Genomic DNA, 22,535 nt, shown 5'->3' with positions numbered 1-22,535 from the left:
GTAAAGTAAATATAGAATGACAAGGAAGTGCAGGGGACAGGCATAAGCCTGCCCGCTGCATTTTCAAATTCAGGAACCAAGGGGAGATATGGGCATGAATACGAATTGTGTAATTCGTAATGTGAACGAGCATGTAGGCGAAACCGTAACAATCGGTGCCTGGATTAACAACAAACGTTCCAGCGGTAAAATTCAGTTTTTGCAGCTGCGTGATGGAACCGGATATATCCAAGGGGTTGTTGTAAAAAGTGAAGTTAGTGAAGAGATCTGGAACAATGCCAAGAGCCTGACCCAAGAAAGCTCTTTGTATGTTACAGGTATTATTCGTGAAGAACCTCGCAGTGCGTCCGGTTACGAGATGACTGTTACAGGGGTTGAGATTATTCACCTGACTGAAAACTATCCAATTACGCCTAAAGAGCATGGTGTTGATTTCTTGATGGATCATCGTCATCTGTGGCTTCGTTCCACGAAGCAGCGTGCTGTTATGGTGATTCGTGCAGAGATTATTCGCGCTGTTCAGCAGTTCTTTGATGGTAACGGATTCACACAAGTTGATCCTCCGATTTTGACACCATCGTCTGCGGAAGGAACAACGAACCTGTTCCACATCAAATACTTTGATGAAGATGCTTATCTGACACAAAGTGGTCAATTGTATATGGAAGCTGCAGCTATGGCGCTGGGCAAGGTATATTCCTTTGGTCCAACATTCCGCGCAGAGAAGTCCAAAACACGTCGTCACTTGATTGAGTTCTGGATGATTGAGCCGGAAATGGCATTTGTAGATCACGAGGAAAGTCTGCGTGTACAAGAGAAATTTATCGCTCATGTCGTTCAATCCGTGGTGAAAAACTGCCGTGCAGAACTGGAATCTATCGGTCGTGACGTATCCAAACTCGAAGGCATCGTAGCGCCATTCCCGCGTATTACGTATGATGAAGCTATTGAATTCCTGCATGGACAAGGCTTTGATATTCCTTGGGGAGAGGACTTTGGTGCACCGCACGAAACAGCAATTGCTGAGAAGTATAATACACCGGTCTTTATCACACATTACCCTGCTGGAATCAAGGCTTTCTATATGAAACCAGATCCAAATCGTCCTGAAGTTGTTCTCTGTGCGGATATGATTGCACCAGAAGGCTACGGAGAGATTATTGGCGGTTCGCAGCGTATCGATGATCCGGAATTGATGCAACAACGTTTTGAGGAGCACAATCTCTCGGATGAAGCTTACCAATGGTATCTGGATTTGCGAAAATACGGATCGGTTCCTCACTCCGGTTTCGGTCTGGGATTGGAGCGGACGGTAGCATGGATCTGTGGATTGGATCATGTACGTGAAACAATCGCATTCCCACGTATGCTCTATCGTCTGTACCCTTAATGTTTAACCGAGGAGCGTCTATGGAAGACACTACATCCAAAGCTTGGTTGGATGGAGCAGCTTATGGCATGACTTCGGGTACAGCCCATCTGCCGTATGCCTTGTTACGTTATTATCACCAGCTTGGCCTATCAGATGCAGAAGTTCTTCTTCTGATTCAACTGCTAGGGTTCCGTCAGGCAGAGTTCAATGAGTTTCCCACGCTTGAAGAGCTTGCGGCGCGCATGGGACTTGCACCTGAAGGCATTGCCAGAATGTTGCAACGTCTAATGAGGGATGGGTATATTGCTATTGACGAGCACCGTGACGAAGAACGGGACATCCAGTACGAGCGATATGATTTACATGGATTATATGCCAAGCTTGCAGCATGTACTGCTGAAGAAGTAGCCGCATTCCGTGCGGAGCAGCAGCGCAGCAATACAGCACGTCAAGATTCGAACAGTGTTCAAAAAGAAGAGGAAGAACGGAACATGTTCTCCATTTTCGAAAAAGAATTCGGACGTCCGCTCTCGCCAATGGAGTGTGAGACGATATCCGGCTGGTTGGATCAGGACCGTTATCAAGAGGAATTGATTCTCATGGCTCTGAAGGAAGCGGTGTTTGCAGGCAAAGTACATTTTCGGTATATCGATCGAATCCTGCTTGAGTGGAGTCGCAATCGTGTCAAGACCGTTCAAGACGCGAAGGCGTACACACAGCGGTTTCGTAATGGTGGACGTTAATTCCAGCGTAGACAGGGACAAGAAACAGGCCAGAAGTCATTCTGTGCCTGTTTTTTTTGGATTAAAGATTGGATGAGTGATCAGCAACATCAACCTTTCAGGCAATGATTTCATTTTGTTTTACAAAAATTTGATGGATCACGCAGGGGTTAACACACAAGCTGTCGTCTATAGTATTGGAGAGGAGGGGAGAGTTATTGATGAAGCGCGCGTAATCGAACAAATCCGTCAAGGAGATACATCCCAGATGCGTACTCTGATTGATAAGTATAGCCAGCATGTATACCATGTGGCCTATTCCGTACTCAGGAACGATCAGGAAGCACAGGATGCAGCTCAGGAGGCGTTCATACAGATGTATAAGTCTCTCCCCGACTACCGTTCTGAAGGTTTCAAAACGTGGTTAACCCGAATTGCCTTTCACAAAGCGATTGATGCCAAACGCAAGCTGGGCAGACGAGCTGCTGAGGATCCGGGTGGAGAAGAAAAAATAATCAATATGCCCGGACGGGATGAAGACGTTCTTACCCGTCTCGTTCGTGAAGAACGTCAGGATAAACTTCGCGAACGAATTAATCAGTTGCCTGCTCAGCATCGTGACATTATCACTGCGTATTATCTAAGCGAAAAAAATTATGAGCAGATTGCCAGTGATGCACAGGTGGCTGTGAAGACCGTGGAATCCCGCTTGTATCGTGCCCGGCAGTGGATTCGAAAACATTGGAAGGAGGATGAATGGCGTGAGTAAACAGGAGAAGTATACCGCTGCGCAATGGACTGATTATATTGAAGGCCATATGAGTGAAACTCAAGCGAACCAAATGGAACAGCTTCTGCTGGAAGATCCGGATGCGATGGACATATATTTGGAAGCGCTCGGTATCCATGGGGAACTGCCTCCGTTGTCTGACCCGGCAGGGTTTGCGGATTCAGTCATGCATCGGATTGAAGACATTCAATCCTCTAAGTCTCAACGTAAATCCCGCGCTGGACGAAACCGGCGCTGGCTTGAACATAAAGTGTTTCATTATGCGGTAGCAGCCTGTCTGACATTGATCTTCCTCTCATCTGGACTTTTTGACAAGGTAGCCCCTTATCACAAGTTCCAGGATGGCGACCACAGAGGGTCTTTCACCGAGAAATGGACGGAGACAGCCACTTCATGGCTGGATAACCTCAAGCCTAAACCATAAATGGTTTCGCATTGCCTGAAAAGAAAGGATGACGACTGTGCACTCAGATCGTAACAAATTACTCGCATTTCTATTAAACCTGATACCCGGTCTTGGTTTCATGTATTGGGGACGGGCTGCAAGAGCCGTGATTTATCCATTGCTTTTCTTCGGAACAGCTGTTGGTTCATTCATGTTAGCCATGGTCACTAATGAACAAGATTTATTGATTTTCGGTGCACTTTTTGCTGCTTTCTTCTGGGGGATCAGCATGCTGGATATGGTTATTGTTCTGCTCCGTACACCTTCTGCCCGAGAAGCACATTATAGGGGATACGGTGCGGCTTATGGAGCGCCTCCACACCAAGGGGCAGCCTACCAGGGAGCATACATGGGTCAGCAAGGGCCTATGGAGCAGATGAATGAAGATGAGCTGCATCAACATCCAGGTGGTGAATATGGCCATCCTGAGGGGCCCTATGGTCAACCCATGTACCAAAAAGGCAGTGAGGGTGAACGATTCTTCACTATTTTGCTCTCATTTGTTCCAGGATTGGGACATCTTCATCTGGGATTGTTGCATCGCGGGTTGTCCTTCCTGATGGCGTTCTTTGGTTCATTTGCCATGATGGTTTTTGTAGCTTCGATCACCAATGAATCGGTATTTTTGATGTTCCTACTCATACTGCCTGTAATATGGGTATACTGCATGTTTGACGCGGTACAGCATGTCCACCGTAAGCAGGCTGGTGAGATATTGCAGGATCGGACATTATTCGAAGAATTGGAGATGGGCAGAGTAGCCGGACGACGTAGCAAAGTGCTTGCAACGCTGCTATCTGCTTTTCCAGGTGCAGGTCATCTATATCTTGGATTGCAGAAAAGAGGCATGCAATTGATGTTCCTGTTCCTGGGCAGCATCTATGTTCTGGACCTGCTTCATTTATCGGTGTTTCTGTTCATGATTCCGTTGATCTGGTTCTACAGCTTCTTTGACGGGCTACAGTGCTCCAGTCGCTATGGACGCGAGCCTTTGGTTGATCAACCGATCTTCAAGGACTGGGCCCGCCATCAGCGTCTGATTGGATTCGGGATTGCCGCGCTGGGTCTATATTACCTGGCGATCCGTCTTGTCATTCCTCAGCTGAATGAACTCTTCCCTAATGCATTTATGACGTATGAGATACGTTCCTATTTAAATACCGTCATCGTATCCTTGCTGCTCATTTTTGGCGGTTTGAAACTGCTGTTTGGCAAGCAACGGGGGACGGGTATCCAAAGTGGTACTCATCGAAATGATGAGGGAGCAGACAGTCTCTTTTTATTCAAGGATCGGGATGATCGACTGTAGAGTGACCTAAAGATTATTTACACTGACACTACGATGACAGAGCAACCTTTCAATCGCTGTTATCCCACAACAAAAACACGCCAAGGGCTATGTATATCAGCCTCTGGCGTGTTTTTGGTTGTGCAGCTTTGATTTCGAATAAATGATTGCTATTTCGTAGCGCCCTTCAGCAGAAGTTGACGGTACATCACTTCGAACAGGAATTCGAACGCTTCCAGATGACGTTTCGCTTCAAAAGCATCTTTACCCCACGCATATATGCCGTGGTTCCGAAGTAAGATCCCTGGTACGTTGGCATCAAGTACACCTGGCACCAATTCAGCGATAGATGGAATATCTGCAAAGTTAGGAAGGACAGGTACACGAATCTCCGTATTTTCTTCCCAGATGTTGAAAGCCTTGATCAATTCAATACCTTGAATCGGTACGTGTCCATCTGCTCCAAAAAATTCGCTAATCAGGTTGTTAAACACGGTATGCACGTGGAATACAGCACCACAACCGGTCAAACGATAGATTTCACAGTGAATCAACGTTTCGGCACTTGGTTTCAACGTTGTTGTCTCAATCGCTTTGCCGTGTTTGTCCACAAAAAGGAAGTCTTCCGGTGTGCGAAGAGATTTGTCTTTGCCTGAGGCGGTAACCGCAAAATAAAATTGCTCCGGATCAAAGTCTCCTACACGCATCGACAGATTGCCACTTGTTCCAGGGAACCAGTTACGACCGGCAAACAACGCTTTAATATCAGCCAGTTCTTCCAGGACCTGACGTTTGTGTTCCAATGTAATCTTTTCAAAGCCCATCGTTTACAGCACTCCTTGTGTTTGCTTCTGTTTCATATCTTCGATGATATCGTAAAAGGTAACGAATGGCACATGGTCCACACCAAGTTCAATACATTTATCCGTCAAAATGGAGCGGGAGTAGACGAGATCGGCAATCTTTGCACCCTCAAAATCTGTCAGGCTGTCTCCAATAAGAATTCGATTATATTGACCTTCCGGGAAGGTACGAATCACTGTTGTTTTGCACATGCCGCAGCCATTCTCACAAGGAGGTTGACAGGGATTCGGCCATTCAATCTTAATGGTTTCACCCGAGAAGTCAGCTCCGTTGCAATAGACATGATCCTGCGGGATATGAAATGGTGCGAGTAACGGTTCAATGAAAAAGTCCATGCCACCACTGGTCACATTGAATTCGATCCCTTCGCTGCGAACGTAGTCAAGAAACTCGCTGAATCCTTCACGGATCCCCGCTTGTCCAAGCACGAATTCCACAATTTCTTCTTTCTGCGACGCAGGCAGAAGAGCAAACATAGCTCCAACACCTTCACGCAACGAGATGTTCTGCTCAATCGTATCTTTCATAATCGCTTCAATGCCCTCAGGCTTGAAATGTTTCATGATCGCTACGATGTTGTCCGAGAGGGTAATCGTACCATCAAAGTCACAGAAAATGACTGTTTTTTTATCACTTCTCATCGTTCGCCACCCCACAGGTCCAATGCGCTTTTCAGCTCAGGATGCTCGGTTGCATATTGCGCGAGTGGAATGGAACGCTGGGCTGCCTCAATCGCTTGCAGGAATGCACGTCCGCCTGCCTCAGTGCCCATCGGATGCCCATGTATACCGCCACCAGCATTAACGATGACATCTGTGCCAAAGTCGCGCAAAATAAGCGGTACAAGGCCTGGGTGTATACCGGCTGAAGGCACTGGCATACTGGTTCGTACTGGCAGATCAGCTGTCAGTAATTGCTCCGTGATCGCCATGTTTTCTTCCTTCGGCATCGTAACCGAACCATAAGGAGAAGGGAAGAGCACCAGATCGGCACCCGCAAGACGCATCAGCTGGCCAAGTACAACCGAAGCCGAGATGCCGTAATGGGGTGAAGGATACAGTGCACCTGCAAGAGCAGGGTGAGCCATAATCGGCACATTGATATCAGGATCACTGCTGAGTTCATGCAGGACATCATATCCGTATGACAATACGTTGAACAATAATGCATTTGCTCCAGCGCCAATGGCACGTTCAGCTTGTTGCTTCAGACGAGATGTAGGTCCTGTAAGATTGGTTGCATACAGAAGTTTCTTGCCGGTCTCCTTGCGTGCCTGTTCGGCAGCTTTCATGCAGACCTCGACTCTTTTTTCGATGGGTGTCAATTTATTCTCGAACAGAATTTCATCGTCCTTGATCAGATCAACGCCACCAAGAGCCTGACGAATAAATTGTTCACGCAGTTCGTCTGCATTTAGCCCAATAACTGACTTAAAGATACTCATTAACAGTGGACGATCATGCACACCAAGCAGATCACGAACACCATTCAGTCCAAACTTGGGTCCAGGGAATGCACTGAGGAAGCCATCCGAGAAACCAAGCTTTGTTAGTTTGATCCGGCCATCCATTGAGATTTTGCCAAAGACCGTCACGAGCAGGGCAGGGATATCACGGCTGAAGTTAACATCAGGATATCCAATGGTAATATCAGCGTAACGCTCACCCGCAGCCATTCCTTCAGCTTCATGGACTTCTACGCTGATGACTTCGCCCAGATGTTTCTGCATCGCTTCACGCTGGGCTTGTGGCAACTCCGTCCAGCTACCCACGGTCATGCCAATCGCGATGGACTGAGCTTTCTTGCGAAAGTCTGCATGATCATCATGCAGCCGATATGTGGCTGTACACATGTTATTCATTTTAAATCCCCTTCCAAAGCAGCTCCCATCTCCCGTGAGCGCTCTGCACAGCGGTTGACGGCTGCGATTACATTTTCAAAGAAATCTCCTTCGTCCAGCGTTTTCAGTGCTGCCTGGGTTGCCCCTCCCGGGGATGTCACATCACTACGAAGCTTCATCGGTTCCAAACCGGTTTGTTGTACCATTCGTGATGCGCCCAGCACCGTCTGAACAGTGAGATCACGAGATTGCTGGCTGGATAAACCACCACGAATACCTGCGGCAATCATAGCCTCCATTAAATAGTATACATAAGCAGGGCCGCTTCCGGAAATCCCTGTGAGCACTTCGAGTTTATCTTCAGGCACGATGGTCACGATACCAACCGCTTCAAACATGGTCATTACCGTACTGCGCTGATCATCCGTAATCTCCGCAGAGAAGGCAAGACCGGTTGCGCCAAGTCCGATGGTACTGGATGTGTTCGGCATGGTTCTGGCGATCGGTTGTTTACGACCGAGCAAGGAATGCATCGTGCGGATTGATAATCCGGCAATGACAGATACGATCAGTTGATCAGGTGATAACAGCGGACCCAGTTCGCGCAGTGCTGCGGCAGCATCTTTGGGTTTCATACAGAGTACAATGACTGGAGTGGAGGCAAGATGATCCAGAGATTGTGAAGCCGTTCCGGTATGTACTGCATAACGGGTGCTGAGCTCCTCCTGACGTTTCTGGTTGCTGCGGTTCAGCATCGTAATATCCTGAGGACGAACGACTAGGCGGGAGATCAGTCCGCGCACGATGGCTTCAGCCATCGCGCCTGCTCCGTGGAAAGTAATCTTCTGTTGTAGTAACGTCTGTTGCTCTTGACTCATATTTATCGTTCCTCCTATATAACTGGTGCTGGGATATTATTGACGAATCTGTCCATTGCCTGTAATCCGATATTTGGTTGATGTCAGTGCTGGTAGTCCCATCGGTCCACGAGCATGCAGTTTCTGAGTACTGATTCCGATTTCGGCTCCATAGCCAAATTCAAATCCGTCGGTGAAACGTGTGGACGCATTGTGATAGACGGCTGCTGCATCCACATCATGCATGAAGCGCTCTGCATGGGCTGTATCCCGGGTTACGATACACTCGGAATGTTTGGTTCCATAATGTGCGATGTGCTGCATCGCTTCGTCAAGGTTCTCGACCACCCGGATATTTAAAATGTAGTCGTTGTACTCGGTCGCATAGTCTTCCTCGGTTGCCTCAAGGGCAGAAGGAACAAGACGGCGCACCGTGTCGCAACCTTTCAAGACCACACTGGCCTCACGGAATTGCTCGGCAAGAGCAGGCAGATGCTCTTCCGCGTATGCGGCATGCAGCAGCAACGTTTCCATGGAGTTACATACGGATGGACGTTGTGCCTTGGCATTGATGGCAATTTCGGATGCCATAACTGGATCGGCTGATTCATCCACATAGGTATGGCAGATGCCAGCCCCGGTTTCGATGACAGGTACCGTTGCGTTGGCAACCACATTACGAATGAGGGAAGCTCCTCCGCGTGGAATGATAACGTCCAGCAGCCCGTTCAACTTGAGCATCTCATCTACGGAAGCACGATCTGCATCTTCAACCAGTTGCAAAGCATCAGCAGGCATGTCTGTCGTTGTGAGTGCCTGATGCAGCACCTCCACAATTTTACGATTGGAAGACAGGGCAGAGGAGCCGCCGCGCAGAAGCACCGCATTACCTGTTTTGAGACATAATCCGGCTGCATCCACGGTTACATTAGGTCGAGCTTCGTAGATGATACCGATCAGACCAATCGGCACTCTAAGTTTTTCAACATGCAATCCGTTAGGACGGGTAAATGTCTCCAATACTTCACCGACTGGATCAGGGAGATCCGCAATCTGACGTAATCCTTCAGCAATGCCAACAATGCGCTCTTTATTGAGGGCGAGTCGATCCAGCATGGATTCCGGCGTACCTTGTTCTCTGCCGCGTGCCAGATCTTCGGCGTTTGCCGTAATGATGGAATCTGTCTCCTTAATCAAAGCATTTGCCATGACACGCAGGGCTGTATTTTTCTGTTCTGTATTCAATCGGTTCAGCTGTGGAACCGCGGCTTGGGCCTTGATGGCTTTTTCTCTGACTTCACTCATCTTAATTCCTCCTCATATATATAAAGTTAAAATTTTAACCACTATATAGCTTCATAGTTATTTTAACGTAATCCATTCGTCTCTATGAATAACTTCAAGTCTGTGGATGCTAGAAAGTTGTTTCATCACTTCGCCACTGGGAAGTCCGGCAATAAGTCGAAGCTGGTCATCATCATAATTGACGATACCGCGACCGAGCAAGGTTTCATCCAAGCCAATCACCTCTACGACGTCTCCTGCATGGAATGTTCCCAGTACTCGCTTGACCCCTACAGGTAGAAGACTATGGCCCCCATGGACAAGTGCTTCTTCAGCACCATCATCCACAACGACGGTTCCCAGCGGTGTAGACATGAAGCCGAGCCACTGCTTTTTACGAGATAACGAAGCGAGTCGTGTCTCAAAGTAAGTTCCTTTGCCCGTGCCATCAACCGCCTTCTGCATATCTCCGGGTTCTTTCACACTTCCCACGAATACAGGTACGCCTCCACGTGTAGCAACCTTGGCTGCATCGACTTTGGATCGCATTCCGCCTGTACCAACCGTTGATCCTGAACCGCCGGCAAAAGCGTAGATCTCAGCCGTTATCTCGGGGATACGGTCGTAACGAACGGCAGAAGGATCTTTACGCGGATCTGCGGTATACAGTCCGTTGGTATCGGTAAGAATGATCAGATGCTGTGCCTTCACCAGGTTCGCAACCAATGCGGACAACAGATCGTTATCACCAAACTTCAATTCATCCACCGATACCGTATCATTCTCATTGAAAATTGGAATCACTCGCTGTTTGAGCAGCTCTTCTACGGTCATGCCTGCATTACCCATGCGTTTACGACTGTGAAAGTCTGTACGAGTTAACAGAATTTGCGCCGTAGTAACGCGGTGCGCTGCAAAAGCCTGTTGATATGCCTGCATCAGTAATGCCTGCCCAACGGCCGCTGCGGCTTGTTTCTCATGTAGTAGTTTGGGGCGCTGAGGATAACCGATCTCCCGGAATCCGGCCGCTACCGCTCCAGAGGTGACCAAAAGCACTTCATGGCCCTGATCAGCCAATGCTGCAATTTCTCCGGCAAAAAAAGTGATCGAACTGCGATCCAGACCGCCTTCTTCCGTTGTAAGCGAGCTGCTTCCAATCTTAACTACAATACGTGAAGTCATGGTTTCACTTCCTTAAACATGATTAATAAGTGCTTCTGGAGCAGGCTTTTGCGGGTACAAAAAAAACTCCCGCCCTTTAGTTAAAAAGGACGAAAGTTCGTTACTTCCGCGGTACCACCTTTATTGATGATTAAATCATCCGGCTTCATGCCCTGTAACAGAAGGCACTGTCCTGTACGTAACAGGCCGCTCAGGGGTAGGTTTCAGAGAAGAGTCACGGTAAATTCTTTCAGCAGGGTGGAATTTACTCTCTGGGCGCGACTGATATTCTCTTACTGGTCCCGTCATCACGTTTCGTTCAATATTTCTTATAACATACCATGGAAACTTGGCATATGCAAAGGGGTTATGGTCCTGTAAATTACTTGAATAAATTCAGCTTGCCAATCCGCTCCACAGCTTCGCGTAATCGGTTTTCATCACTTAGCAGTCCTGCGCGCACATAGCCTTCACCATGCGAACCAAAACCAATACCTGGGGCTACGGCCACCTTGGCTTCTCGCAGTAACAAGTCTGCAAATGAAGCGGAGGTATAACCGGCAGGTACAGGCAACCAACTGAAGAATGAACCTGCTGGTTTCGAAGCTTGCCAGCCAATGGAGGATAGAGCGTCATAAAACGCATTGCGACGGGATTCGTAACGTGAAACCAGCGAGGCAACACATTCCTGGGAGCCAGTCAGTGCTTCTGTTGCCGCAGCTTGAATCCCACCGAAAAGACTGACATAGATATGATCCTGAAGCAGATTGATTTTAGAGACAATCTCTGCGTTACCGAGTGCGAATCCAACACGCCATCCAGCCATATTGTATGTTTTGGATAACGTATAGAATTCAATGCCCACTTCTTTGGCACCAGGGGCTTGCAGGAAACTTACTGGACGATGTCCGTCGAATCCAATTGCACCGTAAGCAAAGTCGCTGGCTACTACGATTTGATTTTGAATGGCGTATTCTACCGTATCTTCGTAGAACGAAAGGGGCGCCGTTGCTGACGTTGGGTTGTTGGGGTAGTTCAGGAACATCAGCTTGGCCTTCTCCCGATCTTCCGCAGTAACGGCTTCGTAATCAGGCAGGAATGCATTGGACTCCAGTAAAGGCATAAATGACATGTTTGCTTTGGCAAGTGCAACACCAGACCAGTAATCCGGGTAACCCGGATCTGGAACGAGAACGGTGTCGCCGGGGTTAAGCAGGACCTGGGGTAACTGAACTAGACCTGTTTTGCCTCCGAACAGAATCGCAACTTCAGTCTCGGGATCCAGATCAACGTTGTAATCTTCCTTATAACGTTTGGCGACAGCTTCTTTCAGGAAAGAGTACCCTCTAAAAGGGGAGTATTTGTGGTAGAGGGGATTTTCAGCCGACTCTTGCAGTGTTTTCACAATATGGGCTGGTGTCGGTGTGTCCGGGTTCCCCTGACCCAGATTAATCACGTCATGACCATTTGCGATTTCACGATTTACATTTTGAACAAGGGTAGCAAAAAATTGCGTTGGCAGCTGTGCCATCACATCAGAAGTCGGTATCGTAAAGGCTGAACGAGCAGTTATATGGTCTGAATGGGTCATTATATTCATCACTCCGGTTATTAAAAATGGCAAATAGTTCTCATTAATTTATCACGCCAATCCCGAGCTGTATAGAGGGAAATCCACTTGAATATGCAGTACACGGGAGCAAAGAGCGGAGTATTGTACAAAATTGAAAGTGCTCATTTCGTTTTGTCCATTGAGCTGAGAGAAGCCATGTTTTATGATAATATCCGATAATGATAATCAATATCATTAATTCCTTACACTACGCACATGATATAGGGGGAGAAATAGAAATGAAAAAGGGCATACGAAATACGGGAGTATTATTAACGATCACATGGTTATCCATTCTGCTACTGGCTTGTGGAAATCAGGCTGCAACACCTGCTGCTGGCGCTGATGATTCCAAAGCAGCCACAGAAACAACAGAGACCACGACTGCAGTGGAAGAAACGAATGAGGGCGAGACCCGGATATTCAAAGACTGGACTGGCCATGAAGTTGAGATTCCTGTAAATCCGAAGCGAGTTATCTATCATGGAGAAGTTACAGGGGATCTGCTCGCGCTTGGTGTTGTTCCTGTCGGCATACTTCGTCAAGAGGGAACCGTATTTGATGATCAGGTTGCTCAGGCAGAAGATGTAGGATTTCCGATCAGTGTGGAAAAGGCGTTAGACCTGAATCCCGATCTGATCATTTTCTCTAACAGTGATGAAGCTCAATATGATCAGATCGCAAAGGTTGCACCCACAGTTACATTTGATTCGTTTGGTTTAATAGAAGATCGCATGCGTATCCTTGGCGATTTGTTGAATAAGAAGCAAGAAGCGAAGGATTGGATTACGGCTCATCAAAAAGCGACGGAAGAGATGTGGACGCAACTTCATGAGAACGGATTAAAAGAAGGGGAGACCGCTTCGGTATTCACGATGTATCCGGGGAATCGCCTGTTTGTCATGGCGGGTGCAGGATTGCCACAGTTGTTATATGGAAAGGACGGGCTGAAGCCAACCGCGGAAATTCAGAACGTATTGGATGAAGAAATGGGGTTCGTAGAGATTTCGACTGAAAAATTATCTGAATTTGCCGGTGATCGAATATATATTCTCGATCCTGTGACCGATGATGCCAAGCAATCCACCAAGGAATTGCTGGATAGTTCGATCTGGAAGAACCTGCCTGCGGTGAAAGAAGGGAAGGTATATCGCTTTGATATCGCAAAAGCTTCGAGCGATGCTCTTTCCAGAGAGTGGCTGCTGAAAGAGTTGCCAAAACAGATGATCCAATAATTGTTGATGAGTTAGCAAGGCATGATGAACACTATTTGCGGAATGCAGTTTCCAAAAAAGTAAGAGGGGCCTTCAACATTTCGTTGAACGCTCTTTTTTGCTGAATAAAGTCATATCTGGATTATTAACAATCGCTCGCTTATAATCAGACCATACAGAATGATTGATAATTATTCTCATTTTAGAAAAACGAGGTGAACCGACATGCAGGCTTTGGATGCCGATGGGGGAGCGTTGTTCTTTTCAGCATTCATGTTTCGGCTGGATCATCTGGTACGTCGAATTGAACCACCTGAACAGGTGATGCTGGAAGTTGCTTGCGAGAAACATGCCTTCCTGATCTGTGAAGAAGGGGATGGGCGTTTATATATAGGACATGAACAGTTTCCGTTTACTACGGGATGTGTTTATCCACTTTCTTCGGGAGAGGGGTACCAGATTGAACATCGTAATAACTCGGAATTGAAATATATCATAATGGCTTTTGATGTTATTAATGTGTTGACGGGTGATCCCGAGCTCTTTACCCGACCTGTATTTGAGCACAGAAACCAATTGAATGGTTATCCCTATGCTCCGTTAAGTGGGTTGCTTGAGCAAATGTATGTCCTTCGGAATTATAAAACAGATGCCGAATACAGTCATTTGAATGCACAGTTCCAAAAATGGATGGAGGTGATCATTACCCGGTACACTTCTCCAAAGACGGAACAGAGTATTGAAGCAAGACTACACAGTACGATTCAGTATGTGGACGACCATTATGCTGAAGAAATCACTGTACAGAAACTGGCACGTCTTGCGGAGATCAGACCTGTACAATATACGACTCTTTTCAGACAACTCACGGGTCACAAGCCGCTCGATTATGTGAATCATGTTCGCATCAAACATGCCAAGGACTGGCTTCGCAAATCAGATGAACCACTTCGGGATATAGCGAGTCGCGTGGGGTTTAAGGATGAGTATTATTTCAGCAGGCGTTTTCGCCAAATGACTGGTTTGTCTCCTCGTCAATATGACAGATCGATTCAGCAGCAGACATTAGTACAAGATTGGTTGGGTCATGATGTGAATATTCCAGTAAATCCGGAGCGAATGATGTATTACGGAGATTCCGCTGGGGATCTGATGATACTGGGCATTCAGTTACTGGGAGATCAGACATATGACGCGGTCGCTCCAGTTAATGTGGAAGCCGCTGTTATCATGAAGCCGGATTTGATTATTTTTGATAGCAGCAATGAACAACAGTATGAACAACTTTCCCGGATTGCACCGACGCTTGCTTACAATTCACATGCCACGTTGGAAGAACGAATGCGCAGATTGGGCAGCTGGTTTGACAGACAACCGGAGGCTGAACATTGGCTAACCTCCTATGCGGAGCGTACTGAGCAGATGTGGGCGAAGATCCATACTGTGATTGAAGAGGGGGAAACGGCATCCGTATTTACATACCATCGGGGTGCACGATTATTTGTTATGGGCAATATCGGTCTGGCGCCTATATTATATCATCCAATGGGATTCAGGCCAGTTACCAAAGTGAAGGAAGCACTTGCGGCAGGCAGAGCCTATAAGGAAATTTCGGCTGAAGCGGTACGTCAGTATGCGGGAGATCATGTATTTGTTATGCTGCCTGAGGAAGTTGTGGCAAGACAGGCTACAGAGATGCTGATGAAAAGTCCCAGTTGGAAGGTTCTTCCGGCTGTGCGGAATGGACGGGTATACCCTGTGGAGGAGTCAACATGGAATGTGGGTGATGCGCTCACGAGTGATCGATTGTTGACCCTGCTGCCTGAGTTGTTATGTGGAAGTTCATAACAAAAACAGGCTTGCAGTCTTCAGGAGGATCAAGCTATGATAGCAGGTATTACGGTTCAGAGGAGTGCTTGTCATGACAGAAAAACAACAGGGAGAAATGCGTGTAGCCCTGATTCAGGGCGATATTCAACTCGGAGACCCTGAGGCCAATCATAAACATATGCAGATGTTGCTTGAGCGTGCGGTAGAACAATATCCGGATCTGGGGCTGGCTGTGTTACCTGAGATGTGGAATACGGGCTACGCTCTGACGCAAATTCATGAACTCGCTGACCCGGAAGGCCAGAAATCTCGGGAATGGCTGTCTGCATTTGCTCAAAAACATCAAATTTCCATCGTTGGCGGGTCAATCGCTGAGAAACGGGATGGTCAAATATACAATACAATGTATGCTTATAATCGTGAAGGAAAACAGGTAACACGATACGATAAATTACATTTGTTCCGTCTGATGGATGAGGAGAAATATTTACAGCCAGGTGCGGAACCTGAAATTTTTGAATTGCAGAACGGTCTTACAGCGGGGGCTTCGATCTGTTATGACATCCGCTTCCCGGAGCTTGCCCGCACCCTTGCTTTGAATGGTGCCAAGGCATTGATTGTACCCGCCGAATGGCCGAAACCTCGTCTGCACCACTGGCGTACGTTACTTACCGCACGAGCGATTGAGAATCAGATGTATGTGATCGCATGTAACCGTGTGGGTAAAGGGGGAGAGACTGAATTTTTCGGACATTCCCTCATCATTGATCCTTGGGGTGAGATTGTGGCTGAAGGTGGCGAAGGGGAAGAGATCGTGACCGGAATTATTCGTCCATCTCTGGTAGATGAGGTTCGCGGAAGGATTCCCGTATTTGAAGACCGTCGACCTGGCGTTTATTTTGGCGAAAAATAAAAAAAAGCGGCAAAAAATTTTCGTAGAAGTGTTTATTCTTCCAGGACGCGGGTAATGATAACTATCCCGTCACCAAGGAGGATGATCAATCAATGGACAACCATGTGAAAGATAAGCTCAGGAGACTGGAACAGGATAACACAAGGGAAGATCACTTAAGGGCATTCTTAGAGAATGGAGCAGGAGGGCTATCACCCCCTGATTCAACTGTTCAGGACGAAGGCCGTGTAATGAATCAGCAAAACAGGCTGACAAGCGATCGTAATTTGCGTAAATAAACCGCCAGACATGGAGTTTTCTTATGTACGTTTCTACGTTAACATTATAAATTAGCACTGTAGCTAAACAGCTTAACAAGCAACATTGTACTGTAATCAGTTACTGTGATTGCAATGTAAGAACTCTATCCTGCGGATGCGGGAAACGAGTATATGACAAAGGCTTGGCCCATAAGGGTCAAGCCTTTGTTTTGGTTCAGTACCATATGTCTCCATACCCATAGGAGCAATTCCTTAGTCTCCCTTTGACAGTTCGGCCACGGTTTGTTGAAACGTATGGATGAATGCTTCGGCTGCCTTCGACAGTACTCTTCCTTGACGATAAGCGACAACAAGTGTTCTGCTGGGAGTAGGCTCAGCAAGTGGCACATATACAGGTACGAATTCACTGCGCGGTGCACGGGCAATAAAGCGTGGAACCAGGGTAATGCCCATACCTGTGGCCACGAGCGACTGAACGGTTTCAATATTGGTGCTCTCAAACACAACTTGGGGATCAAAACCGGCCTGCTCACAGAGATCAAATGTAAGTTTGCGGAAGCCCTGTCCTTTTTTCAATACAACAAAGGGTTCATCCCGAAGCTCTTCAATTCGCACAGGAATCGGATGTTCCGGATCTGCCCTGCGTGCCAAAGGGTGATTCGGGGGAACAGCCAGATCAATCCGTTCCTCTCCAATGGTTACATAAGACAAGCTTGGCTCTTGTAAAGGAAGAGATAGCAGACTGAGATCTGCTTTGCCGCTTGCTGTCAATTTCTCAAGCGTAAGACCGGAGTCCTCCAATAAGGTGACCTCAATCTCGGGATAAGCTTGTTGGAACGCTGGAAGCACATGTGGGAGCAAGTGTGAGCCCGTGATCGGCATGCTGCCTACAACGACTTTACCTTTGCGAAGCTGGGAGATGTCTGACATTTCCTGACGCAATAGCTCCATGGCATCTACGATCTTTTGGGCTTGCTCGACAAACGTAACACCCGCATGGGTTAACTCCACGGTACTTGTATTACGCTGAAATAGCAGGACTCCCAATTCTTTTTCCAATTTGGATAATTGCTGGCTTAATGAAGGCTGGGCAATATGCAGCTTCTCTGCTGCCCGGGAGAAATTGCGTTCGGCCGCAATTTGAAGCGTATATTGAAGTTGTCTGAATTCCATCGTCATTGGTCAGTCCTTTCGTTATGCCACCATTATATCATTACAGGTGAAGAAATCATTAATTTCGCTTAACCGCTTGCACTCCATCAGAAGAGTTGATATACTGATTTTGAAAACGCTTAATAAGAATCACTTACCCGGGTAAAACAAAATCAACGTTTTCATGCGTGCCAGTTTCAAATGTTAGTACGGAACCATTTCAAATGTTCATATTCTTTTTCGTTTATATAATTGAATAACATTCATCCAACGATGGCGTGTTACTGTTCGGCAGGCAAGACCTAGATTGGGTGGGAAGAGTTTCTCTTTTCCTACCCTTTTTAGGTCTTTTTTTGTTCCCATCAAGAAAAAAATGGCGGAGGTGCACCATGAATCACAAACAATTAGCCCAATCGATTATGGAACTGGTCGGTGGCAATGATAATATCAACACGTTAATTCATTGCTCTACCAGGCTCAGACTTACCCTGAAGAATCCGGATATGGCGAAGACCCAAGAAATTAAGAGCCTTGATGGTGTTATTGGCGCAGTGAATAGCGGCGGGCAATATCAGGTTATTATCGGTAATGACGTCGCGTACGTCTACAATGAACTTGCCAAGATGATGGATACTCGGCAATCAAACGAAACTCAGGAGAAACAAAAAGCGGATTATAGCCCCAAAGGACTGTTTAATACTTTTGCCAGTGTCATTGCAGGCATTTTCCAACCTATTATCCCAGCCATTGCTGCCTCGGGTATGCTTAAGGCACTGTTGTTACTGGCGACCGTGACCGGCCTGATGTCCAAAGAGAGCCAGACATATACCGTTTTGAGTGTCATGTCTGATGCTGCCTTTTACTTTCTTCCGATTCTACTGGCTTATTCCAGTGCAAATAGATTTAAAACCAACCCCTTTGTTGCCGTTCTGTTTGGTGGAATCATGTTACACCCGAATATGATTGGTCTGCTTGGTGGTGAAGATCCGGTGTCCTTTATTGGCATACCTGTTGCATCCGTTCAATATGCGACATCCGTAGTACCCATTATTTTAACGGTCTGGTTCATGTCTTACATTGAAAAGTTCGCGGACAAGATCTCACCAGGGCCGGTCAAAATTTTCCTTAAACCTTTGATTGTTATTCTCATTGTTGCTCCAGTTGCCCTGATTGTACTTGGACCTCTGGGGATGTATCTCGGAACGGGAATGTCCAACCTGATCTACTGGATTCAGGATAAGATTGGATGGTTGACCGTTGTCATTATGGCTATACTGATGCCTCTGATTGTCATGTTCGGTATGCATAAAGTATTTTATCCCATTATTTTCGCAGCCTTGGCTTCACCTGGATATGAAACACTGGTGCTGGTTGCGATGCTGGCATCCAATATGGCGCAGGGAGCAGGCGCACTGGCGGTGTCATTCAAAACCAAAGACATCAAGCTGAAACAAGTCGCTTTGTCTGCAGGAATTTCAGGTGTATTCGGTATCACGGAACCTGCTCTGTACGGTGTACATTTAAGGCTCAAGAAAACGCTGTTTGCCTGCATGATCGGCGCCGGAGTCGCTGGGTTGTTCGCAGGTATTGTGAATCTCAAGGCATATGCTGCCGTGGGTCCGGGGATTGCATCTATGCCTATGTTTATCAGTGAAGATCATATGAATATTATCTATGCGATCATTACCATGCTGATCTCTGCCATTGTCGCGTTTGTCGCCGTATATGTCATTGGATTTCAGGATGTTGTTCCAACAGCAGTGTCGATGGATGGCAGTCCTACAAACCAAGCGAGAGGTGAATCTGAAATCCAGCCATCTACAGGGATCAAATCGAAAAAGATCGTTTTTGCTCCTTTGGAAGGTAAAGTTCTGCCATTAAGTGAGGTGAAGGACGAGGCATTCTCGCAAGAAGCCATGGGACAAGGTATGGCGATTCAGCCAAGTGTTGGCAAGGTGTTTGCACCGTTTGACGGTACCGTTGAGACGGTGTTCCGCACTAAACATTCCATCGGTCTGAGATCGGTAGAAGGGGTTGAACTTCTGATTCATGTCGGATTGGATACGGTGAAACTGAAAGGCCAGCATTTTGATGTAAAAGTGAACGAAGGAGAACAGATCTCTCATGGTCAGCTCCTGATCGAGTTTGATCTTGAAGCTATACAAGCCGCAGGTTATGACACGACGACCCCTGTAATTGTGACCAATTCCTCCGATTATCTGGAGGTACTGGGCAATGAATCTGCAGCGATGACGGGACCGGGAAAACCATTAATTACGGTGTTATAAACCGCTGAAATATGAATGAAAGGCAGGCAGCCTGATATGGAAGTCATAAAAATACTGAATTCGAGCATTGTTCTTGCCAGACGTGGTGAGGATGATAAGGAAATTATTGTGATGGGAAAGGGCATCGGCTACAGGAGCAAACCGGGAGATGTCGTGGGCGAGGATGAGATCGAGAAGATCTATGTCCTTGAAAATGAAACGATCTCTTCGGATCTCACCGCTCTGATGAAGGAAACGCCAAAAGAATATCTGATTCTGGCTGATGAAATCATCTCTCACGCCAAACATACATTGTCCCGCCATCTGAGTGATCATCTCTATGTCGCATTAACAGATCACCTGTATATGGCCATGAAGCGATTCAAGGACAATATGACGATCCAGAACCGAATGTTGTGGGAAGTGAAAAAGTTCTATCCGCAGGAGTTCAGTATCGGGTTGCATGGTCTGTCTCTCATTCAAAAACAGCTTGGACTCTCCCTGCCTGAGGAGGAAGCGGCGAATATTGCCTTTCATCTCGTTAATGCGCAGCAGAATGATGACAATATGAATCAGGTCATGATGATGACCAATACAGTTAAGGATGTACTCAATATTATCAAAATTCACTATCAAGTGGAGCTGGATACACATAGCATCAACTATTCACGCTTTTTGACCCATTTGCAGTTTTTTATTCAACGGCTTTTTGAGCATAAAACATTAAACACGCAGGATCATGAGCTCTTTGAGCAGATCGCGAATAAATACCCGCAGGAAGAAGCCTGCGTACTACTAATCAAGGATTATATTGAAGCCCGGTTTGAACATACGATCTCCAATGAAGAGATGATGTATTTGATTATTCATATCAATCGGGTCATGAGTCGCAATTGAGCAAGAATGAAAGAGTCACAGAGATAATCCAAGGAGGAATACACAATGACCAATACAACAAGAACATTTCCAGAAGATTTTCTATGGGGAGGAGCGATTGCTGCCAATCAGGCAGAAGGAGCGTGGAATGTGGATGGCAAAGGTCTGTCTACAGCCGACATTGCTATCTATCGAAAAGGTGTAGCCAAGAGTGAGTATAAAAAACATAATGCGATCAATGAAGAGCAGATCAAAACTGCGATGGAGTCTACCTCGGATAGAGAATACCCGAAACGCAGAGGCATTGATTTCTACCACCGTTACGAGGAGGATCTTGCCCTGTTTGGGGAGATGGGACTCAAAACGTTGCGACTATCCATAGCATGGACCCGAATTTTCCCTAATGGCAATGAAACTGAGCCGAATGAAGCCGGTTTGCAGTTCTATGACCGCGTTATTGATGGCATGCTGGAACAAGGGATTGAACCATTGATTACGTTGTCGCATTATGAGATGCCGATGTATCTGGTGAATCACTACGGTGGATGGACGGATCGGAAAGTCGTCGAGTATTTTGTTCACTTTTGCAAAACCGTGTTCAGCCGTTATAAGGACAAAGTGAAGTATTGGATTACATTTAATGAAATTGACAGCATTGTTCGTCATCCGTTTACGAGTGGTGGTATTGTTCCGGAGCGTTTCGAAAATGTGGAGCAGGCTGTATATCAGGGGTTACACCATCAATTTGTAGCGAGTGCGCTCGCAGTGAAATACTGTCATGAGATCATTCCCGGTTCCCAGATCGGATGTATGCTTACCAAACTGACAACATACGCTCATACATGTAATCCCGAAGACGTACTCGTTGCTTCCCGGGATAATCAATTCAATCTTATGTTTACGGATGTACAGGTACGTGGAGCGTATCCGTACTTTACAAAGAGATTTTTTGCCGAAAAAGGAATTAACCTGGATATGCTTGAGGGGGATGAAGAGATTCTGAAAGTGCACACTGTGGACTTTATCTCATTCAGTTATTATATGTCCCTGGTATCAAGTGTGGATGGCGACCGATTGGAGCAGGTGAGTGGCAATACAACTGGAGGGGTGAAGAACCCGTATCTGCAAACGAATGATTGGGGCTGGCAGATTGACCCGGTAGGTCTGCGCATCTCACTGAATGAACTGTATAGCCGTTATGAGGTGCCCTTGTTTATCGTTGAAAATGGGATTGGAGCGGTAGACACGATTGAAGCGGATGGCAGCATTCAGGATGATTATCGTATTGATTATTTCCGATCTCACATTGAACAGATGCATGAGGCGATTCTGGACGGTGTTGAACTGCTGGGCTATACCAGTTGGGGAGTGATTGATCTGATTAGTTATTCTTCTTCAGAGATGGAGAAACGATATGGTTTTATTTATGTAGATCAGGATAATGATGGCAATGGAACACTGGAGAGAAAACGCAAGAAGAGTTTCTATTGGTACAAAGATGTGATTGCGAATAACGGTTTGTAATACAGTAGTCGGACAAGTACTCTATAGAAGGCGTTGATATGATAATTTTCATTTTATAACAGAAACTAACAAAGCAGCTCTGGATTCAGGGCTGTTTTGTTATGATCTAGATAAAAAGCATTGACAGCGAAGCAGCGGAAACGTAGTATAAGACTTATCTGATAATGATAATTGTTATCAATTGAAACCTCTGCGATGAGCATTGGTTTATTTGTCTTTCTTACATTATAGGTTAAACCTATTACATCTATAGATATTATATCT

Annotated in this window: 20 protein-coding genes and 1 other annotated feature; of the genes, 12 read left to right on the top strand and 8 right to left on the bottom strand. The window is 46.5% G+C overall.

The window, feature by feature from the left end; all coding sequences use genetic code 11:
• Positions 1-94: 94 nt before the first annotated feature.
• From asnS to ACE04G_RS02990, 5 genes are all read left to right on the top strand, one after another.
• Entirely contained in the window at positions 95-1,390 is a 1,296-nt protein-coding gene (gene asnS / locus ACE04G_RS03010; RefSeq protein ID WP_017687752.1) for an asparagine--tRNA ligase, read from the top strand.
• A 20-nt stretch (positions 1,391-1,410) separates the two neighbouring features.
• Complete coding sequence (locus tag ACE04G_RS03005; protein ID WP_221820358.1) at positions 1,411-2,115, top strand: DnaD domain-containing protein; 705 nt, start codon at positions 1,411-1,413, stop codon at positions 2,113-2,115.
• 247 nt (positions 2,116-2,362) lie between these two features.
• Positions 2,363-2,863: an RNA polymerase sigma factor gene (locus ACE04G_RS03000; protein WP_256704174.1), complete on the top strand. Its 501-nt coding sequence runs from the start codon at positions 2,363-2,365 to the stop codon at positions 2,861-2,863.
• Positions 2,856-3,308, top strand: coding sequence for a hypothetical protein (locus ACE04G_RS02995; protein WP_221820360.1), 453 nt, complete (start codon positions 2,856-2,858; stop codon positions 3,306-3,308). Before ACE04G_RS03000 ends, ACE04G_RS02995 begins: the two co-directional genes overlap by 8 nt.
• Before the next feature lie 28 nt (positions 3,309-3,336).
• Positions 3,337-4,638: a multi-tm2 domain protein gene (locus tag ACE04G_RS02990; RefSeq protein ID WP_221820362.1), complete on the top strand. Its 1,302-nt coding sequence runs from the start codon at positions 3,337-3,339 to the stop codon at positions 4,636-4,638.
• 149 nt (positions 4,639-4,787) lie between these two features.
• Here the strand turns inward: ACE04G_RS02990 and mtnB are convergent, their stop codons facing one another.
• From mtnB to ACE04G_RS02955, 7 genes are all read right to left on the bottom strand, one after another.
• Positions 4,788-5,441 (bottom strand): methylthioribulose 1-phosphate dehydratase, encoded by a 654-nt coding sequence (mtnB, locus tag ACE04G_RS02985; protein ID WP_221820364.1) that lies wholly within the window; start codon positions 5,439-5,441, stop codon positions 4,788-4,790.
• Between the two features lie 3 nt (positions 5,442-5,444).
• Positions 5,445-6,122 (bottom strand): 2-hydroxy-3-keto-5-methylthiopentenyl-1-phosphate phosphatase, encoded by a 678-nt coding sequence (locus ACE04G_RS02980; RefSeq protein ID WP_221820366.1) that lies wholly within the window; start codon positions 6,120-6,122, stop codon positions 5,445-5,447.
• Positions 6,119-7,342, bottom strand: a complete 1,224-nt coding sequence (locus ACE04G_RS02975) for a 2,3-diketo-5-methylthiopentyl-1-phosphate enolase (RefSeq protein WP_221820368.1) — start codon at positions 7,340-7,342, stop codon at positions 6,119-6,121. The genes ACE04G_RS02980 and ACE04G_RS02975 overlap by 4 nt, the downstream gene beginning before the upstream one ends.
• Positions 7,339-8,199: a pyrroline-5-carboxylate reductase gene (gene proC / locus ACE04G_RS02970; RefSeq protein WP_221820371.1), complete on the bottom strand. Its 861-nt coding sequence runs from the start codon at positions 8,197-8,199 to the stop codon at positions 7,339-7,341. Before proC ends, ACE04G_RS02975 begins: the two co-directional genes overlap by 4 nt.
• Positions 8,200-8,235: 36 nt before the next feature.
• Positions 8,236-9,483 (bottom strand): glutamate-5-semialdehyde dehydrogenase, encoded by a 1,248-nt coding sequence (locus tag ACE04G_RS02965; protein WP_221820373.1) that lies wholly within the window; start codon positions 9,481-9,483, stop codon positions 8,236-8,238.
• 57 nt (positions 9,484-9,540) lie between these two features.
• A complete protein-coding gene (gene proB, locus ACE04G_RS02960; RefSeq protein ID WP_221820375.1) occupies positions 9,541-10,644 on the bottom strand; it encodes a glutamate 5-kinase in 1,104 nt (367 codons plus the stop codon).
• Positions 10,645-10,726: 82 nt separating this feature from the next.
• Positions 10,727-10,941, bottom strand: a binding site (T-box leader).
• Positions 10,942-11,005: 64 nt separating this feature from the next.
• Complete coding sequence (locus ACE04G_RS02955) at positions 11,006-12,214, bottom strand: pyridoxal phosphate-dependent aminotransferase (protein ID WP_449003581.1); 1,209 nt, start codon at positions 12,212-12,214, stop codon at positions 11,006-11,008.
• A 260-nt stretch (positions 12,215-12,474) separates the two neighbouring features.
• Between ACE04G_RS02955 and ACE04G_RS02950 the strand changes: the two genes are divergently transcribed.
• From ACE04G_RS02950 to ACE04G_RS02935, 4 genes are all read left to right on the top strand, one after another.
• Positions 12,475-13,470: an ABC transporter substrate-binding protein gene (locus tag ACE04G_RS02950; RefSeq protein ID WP_449003582.1), complete on the top strand. Its 996-nt coding sequence runs from the start codon at positions 12,475-12,477 to the stop codon at positions 13,468-13,470.
• Positions 13,471-13,674: 204 nt separating this feature from the next.
• Positions 13,675-15,297 (top strand): ABC transporter substrate-binding protein, encoded by a 1,623-nt coding sequence (locus ACE04G_RS02945; RefSeq protein ID WP_449003583.1) that lies wholly within the window; start codon positions 13,675-13,677, stop codon positions 15,295-15,297.
• Positions 15,298-15,370: 73 nt separating this feature from the next.
• Positions 15,371-16,192, top strand: a complete 822-nt coding sequence (locus ACE04G_RS02940) for a carbon-nitrogen family hydrolase (RefSeq protein WP_449003584.1) — start codon at positions 15,371-15,373, stop codon at positions 16,190-16,192.
• Between the two features lie 92 nt (positions 16,193-16,284).
• Positions 16,285-16,470, top strand: coding sequence for a hypothetical protein (locus tag ACE04G_RS02935; protein WP_449003585.1), 186 nt, complete (start codon positions 16,285-16,287; stop codon positions 16,468-16,470).
• Positions 16,471-16,704: 234 nt separating this feature from the next.
• On the opposite strand, the gene ACE04G_RS02930 is transcribed toward ACE04G_RS02935, so the two are convergent.
• On the bottom strand, positions 16,705-17,625 hold the full coding sequence (locus ACE04G_RS02930) for a LysR family transcriptional regulator (RefSeq protein ID WP_221820383.1): 921 nt from the start codon (positions 17,623-17,625) through the stop codon (positions 16,705-16,707).
• Between the two features lie 368 nt (positions 17,626-17,993).
• Here ACE04G_RS02930 and ACE04G_RS02925 point away from each other — a divergent pair, with 368 nt between their 5' ends.
• Genes ACE04G_RS02925 through ACE04G_RS02915 form a run of 3 tightly spaced genes read left to right on the top strand, consistent with a single transcriptional unit; the run spans position 17,994 to position 22,271 of the window.
• Complete coding sequence (locus tag ACE04G_RS02925; protein ID WP_449003586.1) at positions 17,994-19,892, top strand: beta-glucoside-specific PTS transporter subunit IIABC; 1,899 nt, start codon at positions 17,994-17,996, stop codon at positions 19,890-19,892.
• A gap of 36 nt (positions 19,893-19,928) precedes the next feature.
• Entirely contained in the window at positions 19,929-20,768 is an 840-nt protein-coding gene (licT, locus tag ACE04G_RS02920; protein ID WP_221820387.1) for a BglG family transcription antiterminator LicT, read from the top strand.
• Between the two features lie 45 nt (positions 20,769-20,813).
• A complete protein-coding gene (locus ACE04G_RS02915) occupies positions 20,814-22,271 on the top strand; it encodes a glycoside hydrolase family 1 protein (protein WP_221820389.1) in 1,458 nt (485 codons plus the stop codon).
• The last annotated feature ends 264 nt before the right edge of the window (positions 22,272-22,535 follow it).

Source organism: Paenibacillus sp. AGC31 (assembly GCF_057334655.1).
The sequence above is the reverse complement of the archived record's forward strand: the minus strand, read 5'-3'. Positions and strand labels throughout refer to the sequence as shown.